The following is a 14,533-nucleotide window of genomic DNA, read 5'->3' as shown; positions in this document are numbered from 1 at the left end:
CTCGGCGCGAGGGGCGTCGCCGTCGGCGGGTCAGCCGACCGTCGCGCCGAACACCAGGCCGAGGACGTAGGTGACCGCCGCCGCGCCGAGCCCGATCGCGAGCTGGCGCAGCGCGCGCGTCAGCGGCGCCGTCCCCGAGAGCAGGCCCACGGTGGCGCCCGTGGCGAGCAGCGCCAGCCCGACGAGGAGGACCGCGACGAGCACCGCCGTCGTCCCCGTGAGCCCGAGGAGGTAGGGGAGCACGGGGATCAGGGCGCCCGAGGCGAAGAAGAAGAAGCTCGACACGGCCGCGCCCCACGCCGTCCCGTGCGTCTCGGTGTCCTCCTCCGAGAGGGCGGGCGCGATCTGCGTCGTGGCCGAGAAGTTGGCGAGGACGTCGGCGGCGTGGACCTCCGCGTCGTCCGGGCTCATGCCGCGCGCCCGGTAGACGAGCGCGAGCTCGTTCTCGTCCACGTCGAGGTCCGGCAGCGACGCCGTGGCCGCAGCGCTGGGGCTGGACGCCTCGAGCAGCTCGCGCTGGGAGCGCACCGAGACGAACTCCCCCGCCGCCATGGACAGGGCCCCCGCCAGCAGCCCGGTGACGCCGGACAGCAGCACGGTGGCGCTGCTGACGCCGGAGGCGCCGATGCCGAGCACGAGCGCGAGGTTCGAGACGAGGCCGTCGTTGGCGCCGAAGACCGCGGCGCGGAACGTCCCGGAGAGCCGGTTGCGCCCGCGGGCCGCGAGGCCCCGCACGACCTCCTCGTGGATCCGCTCGTCGGCCACCATCGCGGCGGTCGCGTCGTCCTCGTCGTCGTACCCCGAGCGCGACTCCGCCCGCTGGGCCAGCGCCAGGACGAACACGCCGCCGAACCGGCGCGCGAGCCAGCCGAGCACCCGGGTGCGCGCGTCACCGCGGCGCGGGAACCCGACGTCGTCTCCGAGCAGCTCGAGCCAGTGGTCCTCGTGCCGCTTCTCCGCCGCCGCGAGGGCGAGGAGGATCTGGCGCTCCTCGCCCGTGCGCCGGCTCGCGAGGTCGCGGTACACGGCCGCCTCGGCGCGCTCGTCGGCCAGGTGCCCGCGCCACCGGCGCAGGTCCCGCGCGCTCGGGGGCGCCGGACGGTGGGGCGGCCCGGGGCGGGGCGGCCCGGGGCGCGGGTCGTCGGGGGTCGTCATGCCGCCATTCTCCCGACCCGCCGCACGGACCGACTTCGGCTCGCCCAACTCGCGCCTGTTTGCCGCGAGCGCCCCGGGCAGGGTTGGATCGGCTCATGACCGACCTGACGAAGCCCGAGATCGACGCCCCCGAGGGCCCCGCCCCCACCGACCTGGAGATCGTCGACCTCGTCGTCGGCGAGGGCGAGGAGGCGCAGCCGGGCGCGACCGTGACCATCCACTACCTCGGGGTCGAGCACGACTCCGGCGAGGAGTTCGACTCCTCGTGGAGCCGCGGCGAGCCCATCGAGTTCCCGCTGCAGCGCCTGATCCCGGGCTGGCAGCGCGGCGTGCCCGGCATGAAGGTCGGCGGACGGCGCCGGCTCGTCGTGCCGCCGTCGCTCGCCTACGGACCGGCGGGCGCGGGGCACCGGCTCTCCGGCAAGACGCTCATCTTCGTGATCGACCTGCTCGGCACGCGCTGACGCCGACGCCGAAGCCCGACGCCGGTGCCGCCCTGTCACCGGCGTCGGGCACAATGCAGGGCGTGATCACAGTCAGCACGGACGGCTCCTGCCTGCGCAACCCCGGCGGCGCGACCGGATGGGCGTGGATCAACCACGACGGCACCTTCGACTCCGGCGGGTATGCGAGCGGCACCAACCAGGTCGCCGAGCTCACGGCCCTGCTGGAGGCGGTGCGCGCCCACCCGGGCCCGGAGCCGCTGATGATCGAGTCCGACTCCCAGTACGCCATCAAGTGCGCGTCGGAGTGGCTGGAGGGCTGGCGCCGCAAGAAGTGGCGCACCGCGAGCGGCAGCCCGGTGAAGAACCTCGAGCTGGTCCAGGCGATCGACACCGCGATCAGCGGCCGCGAGGGGCCCGTGCGCTTCCGCTGGGTCCGCGGCCACGTGGGCAACCCGTTCAACGAGCGCGCCGACAAGCTGGCCGGGCTCGCCGCCCAGGACTGGCTCGCGGGCCGGGGCGACGTCGAGGCGGTGCTCGGCGCGCCGTCGCCCACTGTCGAGGGCGCCACGTCCCGGCGGCCGCGGGCGCACCGCCAGCGCGCGTCGGAGCACGCCGCCGCCTCTCCTGCCCGGCACGCCGCCGAGCCCGCGTGGTCCACCGGCACCCTCTGGGACTAGCGACCGTGCCGGGCGAGGCGGGTACGGCGGGCGCGCAGGGCACGCCGGACGACGGGGCCGCGGACGGCCTCCGGGTCGAGCACGTCTCGGCCCGCCCCCTCGAGCTGCACGGCACGCTGCACCCGCTCGCCCGGGGCGCCTACGACCCGGTCCAGCGCCGCACGCCCGACGGCGCCCTGTGGCGCACCGCCCTCCTGCCCACCGGTCCCGCGACCTACCGCCTGCTGCAGGCGGACGCGCGCACCGTCGTCGGGCAGGTGTGGGGCCCGGGAGCGCGGGAGGCCGCGGCCGCCCTGCCGGGGCTGCTCGGGGAGGACGACGACGCGGCCGGTTTCGTGCCGCCGCCGCAGCTCGCCGAGACCCACCGTCGCCACCCGGGGCTGCGCGTGCCGCGCACGGGCCGCGTGCTGGAGTCGCTCGTGCCCGCCGTGCTCGAGCAGCGGGTGGTCGGCACCGAGGCGTTCTCCGCGTGGCGGCGCCTCCTCGAGCGGTTCGGGGCGCAGGCGCCCGGGCCGGCTCCCGCCGGGATGCGCGTGACGCCCGATGCGGCGACGTGGGCGGCGATCCCCGGCTGGGACTGGCACCGGGCCGGCGTCGACCCGGGGCGCGCCCGCACGGCGGTCGAGTGCGCACGGCGGGCGGCGCGGCTGGAGGAGTGCGTGCGGCTGCCCCTGCCCGCCGCGCACGCCCGGCTGCAGGCGGTCCGCGGCGTCGGACCGTGGACGGCCGCCGAGGTCGCGCAGCGCGCGCTCGGGGACGCCGACGCGGTCTCGGTGGGCGACTATCACCTGGCCAAGGCGGTGATCTGGTCGTTCGACGGCGACCGCGGGGCGCCGCGCGGCCCGGGCCCCGGCGCGGTCCCCGCCGACGACGCCCGCATGCTCGAGCTCCTGGCGCCCTACGCGCCGCACCGCTATCGCGTGGTCCTGCTGCTGCGCGCGGCCCGCCAGGCCCGGCCGCCGCGTCGAGGGCCCCGGATGCCGCTGCAGGACCACCGGCGCAACTGACGCCACGAGCCCCCGGGAGACGCATTCCCGATATCGCTGACCGCGAACCCGGGCCCGAGAGTTCGCGTCGGAGCGCCGGAGGTGCCACGTTGGAACTACCGCACGAACGACTCAGGAGGTCGCGCATGTCCGCAGAGTCCGCAGTCCCCCGCATCACCCTCAACAACGGCGTCCAGATCCCGCAGCTCGGCTTCGGCGTCTTCCAGATCCCGCCGGAGGACACCAGGGCAGCGACGCTCACGGCCCTCGAGACGGGGTACCGCCACATCGACACCGCCGAGATGTACGGCAACGAGGAGGGCGTCGGGCAGGCGATCAAGGCCTCCGGCCTCGACCGCTCCGACGTGTTCGTCACCAGCAAGCTCAACAACGGCTTCCACGAGCCCGAGGCGGCCGCGACGGCCTTCGACGCGACCCTCGAGGCGCTCGACAGCGACTACGTGGACCTGTTCCTCATCCACTGGCCGCTGCCCGACGTCGGCGACTTCACCGAGACGTGGGGCGCGATGGAGGAGATCTACCGCTCCGGGCGCGCCAAGGCGATCGGCGTCTCGAACTTCCAGCCGCACCACCTGCGCAAGATCCACGCGAGCGGCACCATCGTGCCCGCGGTGAACCAGATCGAGGTGCACCCGTACTTCCAGCAGGACGAGGTGCGCTCCTTCAACGCCCAGCACGAGATCATCACCGAGGCGTGGTCGCCGATCGCGCAGGGCGCGGTGCTCGACGACCCGGTGATCGGCCGGATCGCCGACTCGCACGGCAAGAGCCCCGCGCAGGTCGTGCTGCGCTGGCACACCGAGCGCGGCGACGTCGTGTTCCCGAAGTCCGTGACGCCCGAGCGCGTCCGCGAGAACTTCGCGCTGTTCGACTTCGAGCTGACCGAGGACGACATGGCCGCGATGGCCGGCCTCGAGCGCGGCGCGCGACAGGGCGGCGATCCCGACACGTTCAACTACGTGCCGAGCTGATCCCGCCGGTCGGCAGCCGCGCCCGGGCGCAGGGCGCCCGGGCGCGGCGAGGCCCGGACCACCCACCGGTGGTCCGGGCCTCGCCGCACGTCGGGACCCGTGTCCCGGGACGGTCGGCTCAGACGTCGCAGACGCCGTCGGTGCAGACGGGCGCGTCGCCGCCGACCATGACGAACGCGGGCAGGGTCTGCGCGGGCGCGGCCGGCGCAGCCGCCCCACCACCGCCGAACGCGTCATCCGTCGGCCGATCCGGCGTCTTCGACCCACCGATGACGCGTTCGGCGGTGGTGGCTCCGGCGGTGGAGACCTCAGCCGTGGGGGTTCCGGTGGTGGTGTTCTCGGCCGGGTCCGCGGTCACGACGCCACCTCGGCACGCTCGGCGAGGACCTGGTCGAAGACCTGCGCGAACGTCTCGGGAGTCTGCGCGCCGGAGATCCCGTACTTCTGGTCGACGACGAAGAACGGCACCCCCTGGATCCCCAGCCGGCGCGCCTGCTCGATGTCGGCGACGACGTCCTGCAGCAGCGCGTCCGACTCGAGCGCCTCGCGGACCTGAGCCGGGTCGAGCCCCGCCTCGGCGCCGACCTCGGCGAGCACGTCCATGTCGGCGACGTCCCGGCCCTGCTCGAAGTACGCCTGCAGCAGGCGCTCCTTGACCTCGGCCTGCCGCCCGCGCGCCTTGGCGAACGCGACGAGCTGGTGCGCCTTGAGCGTCCGGCGGTGCTTGACGGCGTCGAAGTCGTAGGCGAGCCCCTCGTCGGCGGCGAGCCGCGTGACGTGCGCGAGCATCTCCTCGACCGTGTCGGCCGGCATGCCCTTGCGCTGCGAGAGGTACTCGGTGGTGCTGCCCGCGTAGTCCTCGGGGGTGTCGGGGCTCAGCTCGAAGGCGTGGTACTCGACGCTCACCTCCCCGTCGAACGCCGCGATCGCGGTCTCGAGCCGGCGCTTGCCGATGTAGCACCACGGGCAGGCGACGTCGGACCAGACGTCGACCCGCACGGGCGGTCCGGGGTGCCGGTCGAAGGGCTGCTGCGCGGCGCCGTCGGCCGCGGCGGGGGTCGGGGAGATCGGGGAGGTCACACCGGTCGAACCCGGCCCGGGCCGCGGCTATTCCTCGGTCGGCCGCCGCCCCCGGGCCCGCCGCCCCGAGTTGTCAGACTCTCGCTCGCCTCTGGCGGAGCGAGAGTCTGACAACTCGGGGGGCGGCGCGCTCAGCCGTGCGCCGCCGTCGCGCCCACGGCGGCCGCCGCCAGCCCGCGCAGCTCGTCCGCCAGGGTCACGTCCCCGGCGGCGTCGGCCGCGAGCAGCCGCTCCCCGAGCCCGGCCCGCACCGCGGCGTCCCGCGCCCCGAACCAGTCCGCGATCGTCACCCCGTGGGCCGGGCGGTGGACGACGACGATCGCGTCCCCCGCGCCCACGTCGCCCCTCGAGACCACCCGCAGGTACGCGCCGGTGCGGTTCGCCTCGGTGAACCGGCGCACCCAGCGTTCCTCGCCCATCCGGCGCTGGAAGGTCGCGCACGGCACGCGCGGCACGGTCACCTCGAGCTCGGCGGACCCGATCCGCCACCGCTCGCCGACCACCGCCCGCGAGACCGGCAGGCCCCGCACCCGCAGGTTCTCCCCGAACAGGCCGGCCGGGACCTCGCGTCCGGTCTCGGCGGCCCAGAAGTCCGCGTCCTCCTGCGCGTACGCATAGACCGCCTGGTCCGGGCCGCCGTGGTTCGCCCGGTCCGCCTGGACGTCCGCATAGAGCCCGAAGGTCCCCACGCGCACGCGGCCGTCGACAGGTCGCTTGTCGATCGCGGTGATCCCGACGGTCCCGGGATCGGGCAGCAGCGCGGCGACGCGGCAGACGGCGAGGAGCTCGCCGGCGGGGCAGGGGACGTCGTCGGGCACGGAGAAGGAGGCGACCATGGCGAGCATCCTGCCACCCGTTCGGGCTGCCGTCCGGGCCGGTTGGTGGCACGCTGCCGACAGGCCCCTTGCTGGGCTCCGCGAACCCGACACGCCGAGGGAGCCGCATGAGCACGCAGGCAACAGAGCCCACCACCCAGCTGCCGCAGCGGCGCATCCTCGCCATCTTCGCGGGCCTCATGCTCGCGATGCTGCTCGCGGCGCTCGACCAGACCGTGGTCGCCACCGCGCTGCCGACGATCGTCTCCGACCTCGGCGGCGCCGAGCACCTGTCCTGGGTGGTCACCGCCTACATGCTGGCGTCGACGGCGACGACGGTGCTGTGGGGCAAGCTGGGCGACCTCTACGGGCGCAAGGTGCTGTTCATCATCTGCATCCTGATCTTCCTTGTCGGCTCGATCCTCTCCGGCACGTCGCAGACGATGGGCCAGCTCATCGCCTGGCGCGCCGTCCAGGGCATCGGCGGCGGCGGGCTGATGGTGCTCTCGCAGGCGATCATCGGCGACGTCGTCTCGCCCCGGGAGCGCGGCAAGTACCAGGGCTTCTTCGGCGCCGTGTTCGGCGTCTCCTCGGTCGCGGGACCGCTGCTCGGCGGATTCTTCGTGGACAACCTGTCGTGGCGCTGGGTCTTCTACATCAACGTCCCCATCGGCATCGTCGCGCTGATCGTGGTCGCCGCCGTCCTGCCGAAGATCACCTCGACGTACAAGCCGAAGATCGACTACGCCGGGATCATCCTCCTGGCGGTCATGGCCACGTCGATCGTCCTCGTCACGAGCCTCGGCGGGACCACGTGGGGCTGGAGCTCCGTGCAGGTCTACGGCCTGAGCCTGCTGTTCGTCGTCTCGCTCGTCGCGTTCGTGCTCGTGGAGCAGCGCGCGCCGGAGCCCGTGCTGCCCCTGCGGCTCTTCCGCAGCCGCGTGTTCACCATGGCGGCGATCATCGGGTTCGTCGTCGGTTTCGCGATGTTCGGGGCGATCACCTACCTGCCGCTGTACCTGCAGCAGGTCAAGGGCTCCAGCCCGACGGAGTCCGGACTCGAGATGACCCCGATGATGCTCGGGCTGCTGATCACGTCGATCGGCTCCGGGCAGATCATCTCCCGCACGGGCAGGTACAAGATCTTCCCGATCCTCGGCACGGCGATCACCACGGTCGGGCTCTACCTGCTCTCCCTGATGGACCGGGACACGACGACGTTCGAGTCGGGCGTGAGCATGTTCGTCCTCGGTGCCGGCCTCGGGATGGTCACCCAGGTGCTGGTCCTGGCGGTACAGAACGCGGTCGAGTACCGCGACCTCGGCACGGCCACCTCGGGCACCACGTTCTTCCGGACCATCGGCTCGTCCGTGGGCGTCGCGGTGTTCGGCACGGTGTTCGCCAACCAGCTCGCGTCCAACGTGGCGAGCGGCATCCCGAGCGACGCGGCCGGTCCGTGCGGGCCGGGTGCGCTGGCCCAGTCCACCGCGGGCCTGGCCCAGTGCCCGCCGGACGTGCAGGACTGGTTCCTCGACGGGTACGCCGACGCCCTGCACATCGTCTTCCTGTGGGCGGTGCCGGTGGCGGCGATCGCGTTCCTGCTCAGCTGGCTGCTCCCCGAGGTCACGCTGCGCACGGCGGCGAAGGACACGGACGAGCACGAGTCGGTCGCCACGGCCGCGGGAGTCGCTGCCGGCGACACGTTCGCGCTGCCGTCCGGGCGCACGTCGGCCGAGGAGCTGCGGCTGCTGCTCTGGCAGCGCGTCGGGCGCCAGGACCCGCTGCGCACCTACGCCATCCTCGCCGCGGACTCGGGGCTGACGCCCGAGGAGTGCTGGATGGTCACGCGCGCGTCCCTCAAGGGTCCGCGCTCGGTCGAGACCATGTCGGAGCGCTCGGGCGCCTCGACCGGGGTGGTGACCGGCGTGGCCGCGGCGCTCGAGGAGCGTGGCCTGGTGACCGTCGACGGCGACACGGTCACCGCGACCGATGCGGGGCACGCAGCCGCCGAGGCGCTGCGCGAGAACGAGCGGGTCCGGCTGCGTGCGCTGATCGAGGGCTGGCCGGGCGAGAAGGAGCCGGAGATCGACGAGATCGTCTCCGAGCTCACCGACCGGCTGCACGCGGAGGACCCGCCGCGGTCGGCGTACGCGTCGGCCTGAGCCCGGCGAAGGAGCGTGGCGTGACCGACTTTCCCGACCCGGCCCCCCGCCGGCACACTCGGCCCGGACGACGTCGGTTCGAGGAGCTCGACTGGCAGGAGACGGCGATCGGCGCGATCAGCCTCCGGCGTCGGATCGATCCCGTGACCGGGCAGGAGATCCACGAGGTCAAGATCGACGACGACTTCCTCATGTCCAGCCTGTTCGTCGAGGCGGAGGTCGCCCTGGCCGACGTCGCCCTCGAGCGCCTGGCGGGCCGACGTGGCCTCGAGGTGGTCGTCGGCGGTCTGGGCCTGGGCTACACCGCGCGCGCCGTCCTCGACCATCCCGACGTCGCCGCGCTCGCGGTGGTCGACGCCCTGCAGCCGGTGATCGACTGGCACCGCCGGGGCCTGGTGCCGCTCGGTGCGGGACTCGCCCGCGACCCCCGCTGCCGCCTCGTGCAGGGCGACTTCTTCGCGCTGGCCGCCGCGGGCGAGGGCTTCTGGCCGGACACGGACGACCGGTGGTGCGATGCCGTGCTCGTCGACATCGACCACTCGCCGCGGCACGTCCTCGCACCGCAGAACGAGGCGTTCTACACCGCCGAGGGCCTGGCGCAGGTCCGCGACGTGCTCCGGCCGGGCGGCGTCTTCGCGCTCTGGTCCAACGACCCGCCGGACGACGAGTTCCTCGCCACGATGGCTCGGGTCTTCACCGACAGCGCCGCCCGGGTGGTGACCTTCGAGAACCCGCTGCAGGGCCGACCCGCGACCAACACGGTCTATCTCGGCAGCGCGGGCACCAGGGCCGGCGTCCGGGCCTGAGCCGGCGCCGCCCCACGCCGACGCCCGGCCTCCCGCGGGAGACCGGGCGTCAGCTCAGCACCTCACCTTGGCGTAGGGCAGCGTGTAGGTCTCGTGGTGCCCGACGCCGTCCCAGTAGTACGCGGACACGGTCGCCGTGCCCTTCGCGACCTTCGGCTCCCCGGACTGCGTGAAGACGTACGCGGCCTTGCCCGGCGCGAGCGAGGTGACCTTCTTCTCGCCGTACGGCGTGGTCATCCGCACGTCCACCGGCACCTGCTCACCGTTGACCGCGTAGACCGCGACGGAGGCGACGCCGTTCGCGTCGCACTGCGAGCGGGCCGAGAGGTTCACCAGCCGCGGCGAGCCGTCGCTGAGCATCAGCCACTGGCGCGAGGTGTAGGTCTGCTGGCCCGCCGTGTCCATGGCGATCGCAGCGACGCAGTAGGTGCCGTCCGGCGCGGACCCGGACGCGAACGTCGTCGTCCACTCCCCGTCCACGACCGGGGTGGTCGTGTACGCGGCCGCCGGGCCGCACCCGCCCGCGGTGGTGCGCGGCTGCAGGTAGACGTAGACCTGGTCGCCGTCCAGCCCGTGGTCGTCGCTCGCCCGGCCGGTCACGGTGACGGCGCCGACGACGGTCGTCGTCGTGCGCGGGGACGTGATCGTGATCTTGGGGGGCTTGCCGGGCTTCGCGTCGGCGGTCGTGTCGGCGGTCGCGTCGGCGGTGGCCGTGTCGACGGTGGCGGCGCTCACGGCGGCCGGGGAGACGGCGACCGCGCCGGGGACGGCGACGAGGGAGCCGGCGAGCGCCAGGCAGGCGGCGGCGACGGCGGGGACGACGGAACGGGCTCTCATGGGCACTCCTCGGTCAGCGCCGGCGGCGGTGGTGCCGGCGTCCACGCGCCGAAACTACGGCGTCGGCGCGCGGCGCGACACCGCCCGCGCGGGACTTCACCCACGCGGACGGCGTCAGCCGATCAGCGACTGCGTCGCCGCCCAGCCGACCCACACGGCGCCGACGGTGCCGAGCACCCCGAAGACGACGCCGATCACCGACAGCGAGATCGACTTCGCCAGTCCCACGAGAGAGACGATCAGCGCGATCGCCGCGACGACGATCGTCACCGCGTCCGGCACCGACGTCTGGTGGACGATGAGGGCGATCACCGCCAGCACGAACCCCGTGACGGCCGGCGCCACCCCCGCGGACTGCCGCTCGGCGCGGGCCCGCTCGGCCTCGTCCGCGGTCTGCTGGCGCAGCTGCTCGGCACGCGCCCGGTCGACCTCGGACTCGGCGTAGACGGGCTGCGCCGGCTGGACCGGGACCTGCTGGACCGGCTGCGGGGCGAACTGCTGGGGGGCGAGCTGCTGTGGCGGGACCTGCACGGGCGGGACCTGCACGGGCGGGACCTGCGCCGGGCGCGGGGGCTGCTCGCCGGGCTGGGACGGGTACTGGGGGGTGCTCACGGGCGTTCCTCCTGAGATGGGTGTGCTGAGCCGGAACCTACGCCCCGGCGCGGTCCGCGGCACGCGCATCGCGGTGGTTGGCGCGCGCGGAGCCGAGCCACGCGGTCACGATGAACGCGAGCCCCGCGACGCCGATGACGACGTCGGGGATGTCGAGCCGCAGCGTGAGCAGGAGCAGGACCGCGAGGGTGCCGATCGCCCAGTGCGCGCCGTGCTCCAGGTACCGGTACTCCGACAGGGTCCCGCGGCGCACGAGGTAGATGGTCATCGACCGCACGAAGAGCGCGCCGACCCCGAGGCCGAGCGCGATGATCAGCGGGTCGGGCGTGATCGCGAAGGCGCCGATGACGCCGTCGAACGAGAAGGTCGCGTCGAGGACCTCGAGGAAGACGAACATCGAGAAGGCTGCCCGCCCGGCGAGCTGGACGACGCCCGTCCCGGAGCCCGCCGCGCTGCGTGCGGCCTCGTCCGCCTCGGCCGCGCGCTGCTCCTCCTTGGCCTCCATGACGGTCGCCAGCCCGTTGACCGCCAGGTAGACGACGAGGCCCGCGAGCCCGGCGAACAGCACCCGGCCGCGGTCCTGCGGCTCCGCCAGCACCTGCGCCGAGACGAGCAGCACGATCCCCGCGACGATCACCGGGAGCGAGCCGAGGCGCGAGACCTTCTGCAGCGGACGCTCGACCCAGCTCAGCCAGGTGACCTCGCGCTCGGCGTCGAACACGAAGTCGAGGAAGAGCATGAGCAGGAAGATCCCGCCGAACGCGGCGATCGTGGGGTGCGCCTCGTTGAGGATGTAGCCGTACGTTCCCGGCTCGGTCGGGTCGCCCTTCTCGAGCGCGAGCGTGAACGCCTCGCCCGGGCTGATGTGCCCGGAGACGCTGACGATGACGAACGGGAAGACCAGCCGCATCCCGAAGACCGCGATGAGGATGCCCACCGTGAGGAACATCCGCTGCCAGAACGGGTTCAGGCGGGCCAGGTACTTGGCGTTGACCGCCGCGTTGTCGAAGGAGAAGACCACCTCGACGACGATGAGGATGATCGCGAGCGTGACCGCCGTCCACCCCTCGTAGAGGTAGGCGACGACGAGCGCGAGGACCAGGACGAGCGCGTCCCAGCGGAAGAATCGGAAGGTCCCCACCGTCTCAGCCGTCGACGGAGCGTCGAGCGCGATCCACGTAGGGCCTCGCCTGGGCGAGCTGCTGCTCGAGCTCGCCGATCGTCACGGCCATCGCGTCGTTGGCCTGGACCTTGAAGGTGTCGATGGCGTCCATCGTGGCGTAGACGTTCTCGAACGCCGCCTGGAGCCGGCCGACCTCGACGGTGCTGCTCGCCGCCTGCTCCTGGATCTGGGCACCCTGCTGGCGCAGCTGCTGGGAGGTCGACTCGATGAGGCTGCTCGTCGTGGAGTTCAGGGCCGAGACCTGGTCGAGCACGAGCTTCTGCTGGCCGAGGGCCTGCGAGACGATCACGGCGGTCCGCAGCGCGGAGACCGTCGTCGTCTGCGCGCGCTCCACGCCACGGACCAGCTCGAGGTTGTTCTTGCGCACGAGGTCCATCGCCAGGTAGCCCTGGACGGCCACGGCCAGCTGCGTCATGAGGTCCTGGTGACGCTGGCGGACGGCGAAGAGGACGTCGGCCTCGAGCGCCTGGGCGGACTCGGCGTCCCCGGCGGCGCGGAGCCCGGCGATCTTCGCGGAGACCGCGACGTCCAGCGCCTCGACCTCGACCTTCAGCTCGCCGAGGCGGTTCATCGCCTCCCACATCCGGTTGCGCTCGAGCTCGATCGCGGCGTTGTCCTTGAGGAGCTCGCCCTGGCCCGACGCGAGGGCGCGGATGATCGCGTCGAGCTGGGACTGCGCCGACTGGTACTTCGCGAAGTACCGGTCGACGGCGTCGCCGCCGGGCAGGAACTTCAGCAGCTTCTTCACGCCCGTGAGGTCGGCCCGGTTCGGGTCGAGCTCCGTGACGGTCTGGCGCAGCTCGACGAGCGTCGCGCTGACCTTGGACTGCGCGCTCGACTCGCGCGACTGGGCGGCCGGGCGGTCGAGCATGCGGTTGGAGACCTCCGCGGACGCCCGGATCTCCTCGTCGCCCAGCGCCGAGACGGTCTTGATCTTCTCCGCGAACTCCGGCGACCGCGGGTCGATCGCCGAGAGCTCGGCGACGAGCACCTGGGCCTTCGCCTCGGCGGCGCGGTGCTGCTGCGCCGCGGCGCCGTCCGGCTGCTGCGCCGCCACGGTCGCGGCCGCCTGCTCGCGCGAGACGCGCGGCGCGGCGGCGGGGGCCTCGAGGACCAGCGGCTCCGCGGGGGCGGGCTGGGCTGCGGCGGGTCCGCTGCTCGTCGACATCGGGGGGCCTCTCGGTCCGGGGGCGGGACGCGCCGCGCGAACCGGCTCGCGCGGCGACGTCCCGAGCATAGTTGCGCACCCCGGGCTCAGCGCAGCGGGATCCTCACCACCTTCGCCGACGGCGGCGTCCCCGGCGGGGAGAAGAGCGCACCGAGCGCGTCCGTCGTCGCGTACAGGCCCAGCGGCGTCCACTCCACGGCTCCCGGCTGGCTGACGCCGAGCAGCTCCTGCGGGGTCGAGGACCCCCGCGGGACCACGGAGATGCGGTCGCCGAAGAGCTCGGCCACGTAGACGTCGCCGCGCAGCGAGACGGCGAGGTCCGTCGCCGCGGTGAACCCGCCGGCGACCTTGACCGCCCTCCCGGTCGACGGGCTCACCCGGTAGACGGCGCCGTGGGCGCCGGTGTCCTCGGGGCCCCCGGGCAGCAGCGAGACGTACAGCCAGCCGTCCGGGCCGAGCTCGACGTCGGTCGGCACGGGCTGGGCGGTGTAGGTCTGGCCGGCACAGGCGGGCACGCCGTACGTCTGCGCCGTCGCGGACGAGAGGGCGTAGCGCTGCGGCGGCAGCACCGCGAGCGGGGTGACCCTCCCCCGGCCGTCGACGTTCCACAGGACGTTCGCGCCGGCGTCGGCCACGATGGTGCGTCCCGGCAGGACGAGGGACGCGAACGGGTGGGAGTACACCTCCCCCGGCGCGACGAGCGGCCCGAGGCCCGCGGCCTCGAACTGCGCGGCGCACTGCGGCGAGGCGTCCAGGAAGCCGTAGGTGGTGCTCCCGTCCGGGTTGGTGCGGATCTCCGCGGCGCCCAGGTCGGCGACCTGGCTGACCTTGCCCCGCAGGTCCACCTGCTGGAGCGTGGCGCTCCACGGCGGAGCGTCGTCGCCCGCGCCCTCGTCGGTGCCCGGGTCCTGGGCGTCCTCGGCGTCGGCCGGCGGGCCCCCCTCGGCGGCCGCGTAGGACTCCGCGAACACGACCCTCCCGAGCCCGACGGACACGGCGCCGACCTCGCCGCTCATGCCCTCGACCTGCGGCGAGGAGTAGAGCGTCGTGGGCGCCTTCCCGGAGCGGACCTTGAGCAGGCTCGCGGCGAAGTTGTCGGCGACATAGACGCCGTCGAGCCCGACCGCCAGGCTCAGGGGTCCGACCAGGCCGGTCGCGAGCGTCGTCGGCGTGCCGGCCGACGGCGTGCGCGACGGGTGCCCGAACGACCAGCCGTGGGTCCAGGTGCGCGGCGCGTGCCGCGCCCACGAGGAGCGGCCCGGGCTGCCGGGTCCGTCGTCCCAGCCGGACGCGCGCTGGGTGTGCGACAGCTGGGGGGCGGCGGCAGAGTGTGCCGCCGGGGGCGCGGCGGCAGAAGGCGCTGCGGTGGCAGGCGCGGCGACGGCGAGCGACGCGGCGGCGACGACCACGGAGAGCGACAGGCGTCTGTGCATGGTTCACCTCGGGATCTGACCCGTGAGAGGGCACGGTGCCCGCCGCCGTGGGGGCGGCACACCGAGGGAGGGTCGACGGGGTAGGTTCGTGACACAGATCACAGTTTTTCTCCGACGTGACGCACCGGACAGCCCGCCGGACGCCCCTCGCGGGCGCGAGGCCGGCACCGCTCACCTAGCG

The 14,533-nt window shown here is 74.0% G+C and carries 15 protein-coding genes; 6 read left to right on the top strand and 9 right to left on the bottom strand.

Going from position 1 to position 14,533, the window contains the following annotated elements; genetic code table 11:
• Nucleotides 1-30 precede the first annotated feature (30 nt).
• Nucleotides 31-1,155, bottom strand: a complete 1,125-nt coding sequence (locus tag EDF32_RS00305; RefSeq protein WP_123306546.1) for a VIT1/CCC1 family protein — start codon at nt 1,153-1,155, stop codon at nt 31-33.
• A gap of 95 nt (nt 1,156-1,250) precedes the next feature.
• Between EDF32_RS00305 and EDF32_RS00300 the strand changes: the two genes are divergently transcribed.
• From EDF32_RS00300 to EDF32_RS00285, 4 genes are all read left to right on the top strand, one after another.
• Complete coding sequence (locus tag EDF32_RS00300) at nt 1,251-1,619, top strand: FKBP-type peptidyl-prolyl cis-trans isomerase (protein ID WP_123306545.1); 369 nt, start codon at nt 1,251-1,253, stop codon at nt 1,617-1,619.
• A gap of 62 nt (nt 1,620-1,681) precedes the next feature.
• On the top strand, nt 1,682-2,278 hold the full coding sequence (locus EDF32_RS00295) for a ribonuclease H (protein ID WP_123306580.1): 597 nt from the start codon (nt 1,682-1,684) through the stop codon (nt 2,276-2,278).
• Nucleotides 2,279-2,283: 5 nt separating this feature from the next.
• Entirely contained in the window at nt 2,284-3,285 is a 1,002-nt protein-coding gene (locus EDF32_RS00290; RefSeq protein WP_233565584.1) for a DNA-3-methyladenine glycosylase, read from the top strand.
• A gap of 125 nt (nt 3,286-3,410) precedes the next feature.
• Nucleotides 3,411-4,256 (top strand): aldo/keto reductase, encoded by an 846-nt coding sequence (locus EDF32_RS00285; RefSeq protein ID WP_123306544.1) that lies wholly within the window; start codon nt 3,411-3,413, stop codon nt 4,254-4,256.
• A gap of 118 nt (nt 4,257-4,374) precedes the next feature.
• On the opposite strand, the gene EDF32_RS00280 is transcribed toward EDF32_RS00285, so the two are convergent.
• From EDF32_RS00280 to EDF32_RS00270, 3 genes are all read right to left on the bottom strand, one after another.
• Complete coding sequence (locus EDF32_RS00280; RefSeq protein WP_123306543.1) at nt 4,375-4,614, bottom strand: hypothetical protein; 240 nt, start codon at nt 4,612-4,614, stop codon at nt 4,375-4,377.
• The gene (locus tag EDF32_RS00275) at nt 4,611-5,336 is read right to left on the bottom strand and encodes a DsbA family protein (protein ID WP_233565583.1); all 726 of its coding nucleotides are present in this window, start codon (nt 5,334-5,336) and stop codon (nt 4,611-4,613) included. The genes EDF32_RS00280 and EDF32_RS00275 overlap by 4 nt, the downstream gene beginning before the upstream one ends.
• A 131-nt stretch (nt 5,337-5,467) precedes the next feature.
• Nucleotides 5,468-6,172, bottom strand: coding sequence for an MOSC domain-containing protein (locus EDF32_RS00270; protein ID WP_123306542.1), 705 nt, complete (start codon nt 6,170-6,172; stop codon nt 5,468-5,470).
• Nucleotides 6,173-6,279: 107 nt separating this feature from the next.
• On the opposite strand from EDF32_RS00270, the gene EDF32_RS00265 reads away from it, so the two are divergent.
• Nucleotides 6,280-8,313, top strand: a complete 2,034-nt coding sequence (locus EDF32_RS00265; RefSeq protein ID WP_123306541.1) for an MFS transporter — start codon at nt 6,280-6,282, stop codon at nt 8,311-8,313.
• A 20-nt stretch (nt 8,314-8,333) separates the two neighbouring features.
• On the top strand, nt 8,334-9,119 hold the full coding sequence (locus EDF32_RS00260; RefSeq protein WP_123306540.1) for a spermidine synthase: 786 nt from the start codon (nt 8,334-8,336) through the stop codon (nt 9,117-9,119).
• A gap of 54 nt (nt 9,120-9,173) precedes the next feature.
• Here EDF32_RS00260 and EDF32_RS00255 read toward each other — a convergent pair whose 3' ends face one another.
• The 5 genes from EDF32_RS00255 to EDF32_RS00235 all read right to left on the bottom strand — a co-directional run bounded on the left by EDF32_RS00255 (nt 9,174) and on the right by EDF32_RS00235 (nt 14,352).
• The gene (locus EDF32_RS00255; RefSeq protein WP_123306539.1) at nt 9,174-9,956 is read right to left on the bottom strand and encodes an Ig-like domain-containing protein; all 783 of its coding nucleotides are present in this window, start codon (nt 9,954-9,956) and stop codon (nt 9,174-9,176) included.
• A 114-nt stretch (nt 9,957-10,070) separates the two neighbouring features.
• The gene (locus EDF32_RS00250; RefSeq protein WP_123306538.1) at nt 10,071-10,568 is read right to left on the bottom strand and encodes a hypothetical protein; all 498 of its coding nucleotides are present in this window, start codon (nt 10,566-10,568) and stop codon (nt 10,071-10,073) included.
• Between the two features lie 37 nt (nt 10,569-10,605).
• The gene (locus EDF32_RS00245) at nt 10,606-11,709 is read right to left on the bottom strand and encodes a DUF475 domain-containing protein (RefSeq protein ID WP_123306537.1); all 1,104 of its coding nucleotides are present in this window, start codon (nt 11,707-11,709) and stop codon (nt 10,606-10,608) included.
• 4 nt (nt 11,710-11,713) lie between these two features.
• Nucleotides 11,714-12,919: a toxic anion resistance protein gene (locus EDF32_RS00240; RefSeq protein ID WP_123306536.1), complete on the bottom strand. Its 1,206-nt coding sequence runs from the start codon at nt 12,917-12,919 to the stop codon at nt 11,714-11,716.
• Between the two features lie 86 nt (nt 12,920-13,005).
• On the bottom strand, nt 13,006-14,352 hold the full coding sequence (locus EDF32_RS00235) for a ScyD/ScyE family protein (protein ID WP_123306535.1): 1,347 nt from the start codon (nt 14,350-14,352) through the stop codon (nt 13,006-13,008).
• Between the last annotated feature and the right edge of the window lie 181 nt (nt 14,353-14,533).

The organism is Cellulomonas sp. PhB143 (assembly GCF_003752595.1).
Classification (GTDB): domain Bacteria; phylum Actinomycetota; class Actinomycetes; order Actinomycetales; family Cellulomonadaceae; genus Paraoerskovia.
Note: the sequence above shows the minus strand (reverse complement) of the source record. Positions and strands in the feature narration are given on the sequence as shown.

Bases quoted from the DNA above. Each gene is read 5' to 3' on its own strand.
- EDF32_RS00305 (WP_123306546.1), bottom strand. From the start codon at position 1,155: ATGACGACCCCCGACGACCCGCGCCCCGGGCCGCCCCGCCCCGGGCCG.
- EDF32_RS00300 (WP_123306545.1), top strand. From the start codon at position 1,251: ATGACCGACCTGACGAAGCCCGAGATCGACGCCCCCGAGGGCCCCGCC.
- EDF32_RS00285 (WP_123306544.1), top strand. From the start codon at position 3,411: ATGTCCGCAGAGTCCGCAGTCCCCCGCATCACCCTCAACAACGGCGTC.
- EDF32_RS00270 (WP_123306542.1), bottom strand. From the start codon at position 6,172: ATGGTCGCCTCCTTCTCCGTGCCCGACGACGTCCCCTGCCCCGCCGGC.
- EDF32_RS00265 (WP_123306541.1), top strand. From the start codon at position 6,280: ATGAGCACGCAGGCAACAGAGCCCACCACCCAGCTGCCGCAGCGGCGC.
- EDF32_RS00255 (WP_123306539.1), bottom strand. From the start codon at position 9,956: ATGAGAGCCCGTTCCGTCGTCCCCGCCGTCGCCGCCGCCTGCCTGGCG.
- EDF32_RS00240 (WP_123306536.1), bottom strand. From the start codon at position 12,919: ATGTCGACGAGCAGCGGACCCGCCGCAGCCCAGCCCGCCCCCGCGGAG.
- EDF32_RS00235 (WP_123306535.1), bottom strand. From the start codon at position 14,352: ATGCACAGACGCCTGTCGCTCTCCGTGGTCGTCGCCGCCGCGTCGCTC.